4 protein-coding genes and 2 pseudogenes are annotated in these 4674 nt (G+C 44.1%); 4 read left to right on the forward strand and 2 right to left on the reverse strand.

Features of this window, described 5'->3' with window-relative positions; genetic code table 11:
- Positions 1-553: choice-of-anchor K domain-containing protein (locus tag H6S82_RS19195; RefSeq protein WP_191056571.1), on the forward strand; the 553-nt coding region annotated here is incomplete at its 5' end.
- Between the two features lie 27 nt (positions 554-580).
- Here H6S82_RS19195 and H6S82_RS19200 read toward each other — a convergent pair.
- Positions 581-2146, reverse strand: coding sequence for a zinc ribbon domain-containing protein (locus H6S82_RS19200; RefSeq protein WP_191056572.1), 1566 nt, complete (start codon positions 2144-2146; stop codon positions 581-583).
- 67 nt (positions 2147-2213) lie between these two features.
- Between H6S82_RS19200 and H6S82_RS19205 the strand changes: the two are divergent.
- Positions 2214-2378, forward strand: a pseudogene (locus H6S82_RS19205) (transposase); the annotation flags it as partial.
- On the opposite strand, the gene H6S82_RS19210 reads toward H6S82_RS19205, so the two are convergent.
- The gene (locus H6S82_RS19210) at positions 2354-3208 is read right to left on the reverse strand and encodes a S8 family serine peptidase (protein WP_190475503.1); all 855 of its coding nucleotides are present in this window, start codon (positions 3206-3208) and stop codon (positions 2354-2356) included. The pseudogene H6S82_RS19205 and the gene H6S82_RS19210 overlap by 25 nt on opposite strands.
- Positions 3209-4207: 999 nt before the next feature.
- Here H6S82_RS19210 and H6S82_RS19215 point away from each other — a divergent pair.
- Positions 4208-4501 (forward strand): hypothetical protein, encoded by a 294-nt coding sequence (locus H6S82_RS19215; protein WP_190475501.1) that lies wholly within the window; start codon positions 4208-4210, stop codon positions 4499-4501.
- A pseudogene (locus H6S82_RS19220) lies at positions 4488-4674 on the forward strand (hypothetical protein); the annotation flags it as partial. The gene H6S82_RS19215 and the pseudogene H6S82_RS19220, both read left to right, overlap by 14 nt.

Here is a 4674-nt window from a genome sequence, read left to right on the forward strand (position 1 = left end):
CGGTACAAATAACCGCCTCACTTGGGGCATAGCGTCTCCAGACAAATTCCCCAGCTATGTTCAGTTCGACGGTAGAAACTTTAGCACCAGTGCAAACAGCCTTTTCAACCTTGGCACACTCTCTTACGGCAATGGCAGCACATATACTTACTCTAACTTCGATGGTGATTTTCCGCTAACTATAGGATTGTCTCTCACCCTTCCATTCGCTAACGAGGAGACATTTAACTTTTTATTTAATATCCTGAACACACCTAACAACACTGGTAACCCTATTCTCGATGGTGACAGGTTGCGTTTTTCTACCGCTGGGGTATCCAGCCAAATATTTAATTACCAAGGCAACGACTATACCCTTAAACTAATGGGCTTTTCTACAAATGGTGGTAAAACAATCCTGAGCGAGTTCAATTCACCAGAAGGAAGCGTCGCCAAAGCTTCTTTGTACGGTCAGATGATTCCGGCTGAAAAACCGGTTACTGTGCCCGATCCTGCGGGTACAGTTGGTGTGTCCCTACTGGGTATTTACTTTGCTGTACGCCGTCGTAGTTAGGAGGCGGAAGCTGAAGCCACCCCAGCCCTAAAGGGACGGGGGTTCAAAATGCGATGATGCCTCTACTTGGCTCTCCCGAATTGGTACAACATCCAAATTCTTAGCATCGACATTGAGAACTTTCGTTGCGACTCGCTCTGACTCTGGGAATTTCCCAAAGGAAGAAGAAACTCGTCCTTCTGATCGCAAGTTAGTTTGGGTCGCCTGTCTCCAAGCCGCATACAGGATCGGTTCCGAACCTAACCAAGCATTTTGAGCTTGATTCGCTTGAAGCAGTTCTTTTTCATCAACAAATTTGGCAAGAAACGCCGAATACAAATCTCTCTGGCAAAGGATTCCACAATCGCATTGATGAATCCTGTCGGAGAGATTCTTTTTCTTAACGCTGCCACACTGATGACAAGTTTGCGACAATTTAGTTGTCTTAGTAGAGAATTCTGTCACAAGAGCGCCAGCACTTTCAGCCTTGCGCTTTAGATGCGACACAAATTCCCCTGGTGCGCGTTTCCCTACTGATTTTCCATAATTCTTTTGAAACGATTTGTAGGATAACTTTTCCAGCTTAATGTTATTACCCAAACCCAGGATTTCCTTAACCAATTTCCCGTGCAAAGACTTTCTGTGGGCAGCTAACTTTCTTTCTAAATTAGCTTTAGTATTTCTTAGTCTTTGGTAGCTCTGAGAATTATTCCATCTGTGACGACCTTTCTTAATTGTCCCTTTGTTTTTCCGTCCTCTTTTATCAATAAAGTTAGGATTGTAGTTGCTTAGATTGTTAGCTCTTTTGGAGCGTTCCATCTGACTTTGTAGTTGGCGAATCCGTTTCTGATTAAACTTTAATTCTGATGCGAATAATGTTAGCTTTGCTGATTCGTCTCCAACAATAGCAATAGTAGAAGGGCCAATATCGACGCCGACTGTTCCTTGACTAATTGAGTTTTTGGGCTTTAGATATGGTTTGCCTTCACAAACTAATTGAGCGTAGTAAAAGGTTTTGCTTTTACTCCCAATCCGCCTGCGAAGCAATCTCACATATTTAACTCGACTATTCAACCCATGAATCATTACTGGGTCATAAGTTGTTAAATGTGGTTTGAACTGAAGGTCGCCCCAAATCAAGGTTTCGTTAACCCATCTAATGCCAGTCTTGTTTGTCTTGCCTTCTAGGGAGTCAAGTTGATTTTTGCCCTTAAATCTAACCTTTTTGGCTTGACCGAAAGCTACTCGACAAGAGGCATTGAAAGCGCGGGTCGCTAATTTCTGCGCCGTATTTGAGTCGATATGTTCCCCAATCCAAGAATTACGAATAGTTGTGCAATAAGAATGCAGATCGTATTCACTGTAGCCATAGGCTTGATTCGCTTCCTTAAAGGCTGATGTTCTTGCTTTGCCCTTTTTGAGCGTTCTTGCTTCTTGGTATTTCTTGGATTGTTTAACTAACTTTTGTCGCCGCATTGCTTCACCCAAACAGGCGTTATAAAGTTGCCTACCCGCTTCAAATCTAGAAGCCAAAACCCCAGCATCTTTGTCGGATACCTTTAGGGGTATCTCGATCATAAATGACGGAGTTCTAGCTTTAGTTTGGCGAGGCATTGATTGATTGATTGAATAGGTGATATAATTATTATACACGAGTCGCTGAGAGAATAGTAGTAATGAACTCAAAGGTAGGTCATCTCGCTATTTAAGACAGGAGTTCCCTTGGCTTAAAAGTAGATTGCCTACCTTGTGGACTAATTCTTATTTTGTGGCGAACGTTGGTGGAGCGCCATTGTATGTTGTTAAAAGGTATATTGAAAATCAGAAGTGGAAGCCCGGTACTTGACGGCGATTAAAATCGCCAGGTGCATTCATCCCCATGTCTAAAGCCAGGGGCTTCCTGCACGGTTCAGGTGAAGGATCGGGGTCGTTAAAGTTGAAGTCGTAGCTGTAGGCTGCTTGGTACTGGGGGTTTAGATCTGGGTGGGTGTATTGCAATCCATCATCCACAATACCGATGACCGCACCTTCTCCTTTGACTGTGTTCCAAGCTGTTTCTACGTTTGCATCTGCTCCGGGAGTACCGCCAGTTTGACCGGTGTTCTTCAGGTGCCACTGCTGGGTGAAGAGGGGATCGTTGGGAATGAAGCGCGGGTCTTTGGTTTCTTTGCTGTCGGCAGAGCGCGTCTGCTGCTGGCGCGGTACTAAGGGATAGAAAAAGGTAACGCCTTCTAGGGATTGTAACTGTTTGGCGATCGCATTGGCATCGCTTCGTGCGCTAAATTGCCATACGTAAGTATTGGGAATATAGCCGGTAGATTGCACTTGCTTGGCTCCCAGACTGGGTGCTAAGTTCCGAGAAGTTCCTACGTCTGATAAACCTACTATCCATTTGTCAGTTGCAGCCAGTTCTTCGCGAGTGTAGTTTGTGAGATCGGAAGCCCGAATAACTGCATATTTTAATTGTTCGGAAAGTTCCCTCGGTAGCGATTCGTATTTCAGTCCTGTAAAGCGGGTATCGTTTGGCGTTTTACCTGTTAACAAGTCTTCGCGAGGGGTTGATACGTCGTCTCTGGAGCCAGATCCAGACTTTTGGTTTTCGTTTTTAGTAGATGTAGCTTCGTCGAGGAGATCGGAATTCAAAATGTCTTGATTAGATAGCTTGTCGGTTTCCATTTTTGACCTCTTCATTGATATGTTTTCAGTTGAAAAACACTAAAAAACCGAGCGCTTACTTGGCAATTAAACAGAATTACGCAGGTAATTCTGCATATTGCTCAAACCAAGTACTCACTTTTTTAATGCTTGATGTGCATGAACACATCGCTGTACTGACGGTTGTAACCCCCATCATCAGCTCGTGCGGCATCAAAACCTTACCTACCCAACCGCTTTTAGAAAAATAGCTTTTGGATAAGCTTTTCAGGTTTTAAAAAGCCAAATTTTGAAATTATTAGGTGCGAAATTCCAGCCATAAGTGTAATTTCGATAATCGCAAATTGCCGATTGCGATCGTCGCTCGACATTAGGATTGATCGCAGATTTCTACGTCCTGCTGGTAGCTCTCATCTGTGGCAGCAATCTAAGCAAACAAGCCATACATATCAAAGTAACCTTTGATAATTAGCTGTCTAGTCGCTCAAAGAATGCTCTTTTGCCGCTGTTGGCGGCAGGGAATTAGTGCCTGTAAGTTTTCGATTTGGCGAGCAGATTGGTTCTCTCGCTTCTACATACCCTTAAAAATACGTATCCCTAGAACTAGATTTTTACTGAAATTTTTATGGGTATGTAAAATTACGAATCCAACTTAACTGAGACTTCACAAAAGTGTCAAGAAGTCTTGAAACAGTTCGTAAATACTTTATGATTCTTAATACTTAGGTACGTATTTACCGATATAAGCCGCTCTCCGTACCTCACTCATACCAAATCTGCTTCCGTTATTTTTGGGGAAGGGGGAAAAGGGGGTAGCAGACCCGGATTTGGTATCGGCTGACAACGGTTGTATGACCGCACCCGCTAAAATCAAGCAAAAAGGTGATTTGGGAAGGGTCGGAATCATAGCGTATAATCATTGATAAGTCAAACTAAATTTTTATCTAGCGGAGAACTGCCGACTGGGTAGAAGGAACAGCCAGCTGTATCCAAACTTTGATGTGTTTTGGGAGAGAGCCAATGCAACCGATTCGACAAGGCGATGTGATTTTACTGCCAGCGCAGCAAGCTGAAGGGAAAAAACTACCTCACTTAACGTTGGCAGAGGGTGAGGTGACGGGACACGCTCACCGCATTAGCAAGGGAGAAGCTGAGTTATTAGAGCGGGATGGTACTCTTTATCTGCGCGTGCTTTCCAAAGAAGCAATCTTAACTCACGAAGAGCATAAGCAGATTTCCATTCCCCAAGGTAACTGGATGGTGAGGATTCAGCGGGAATACGAACCAGCGGGATGGCGGTATGTCGCCGACTAAAGTTGAGAAGCTGACTCCAGAGCAAGAAGCTTTGATTCCTGTTTATCGGCATAAGTGGAGAGGTATTGACCTTTCCACTGAGCCGATCGATCGCCAAAAAGCTGCCCATTCAGTCAAAGCTGCCTATGCAGCAATGGGCAAACCAGAGCCCGAAATTCGCTTTTTGTCAAGTC

It is taken from the genome of Planktothrix sp. FACHB-1355 (genome assembly GCF_014748295.1).
Lineage (GTDB): Bacteria > Cyanobacteriota > Cyanobacteriia > Cyanobacteriales > Aerosakkonemataceae > Aerosakkonema > Aerosakkonema funiforme_A.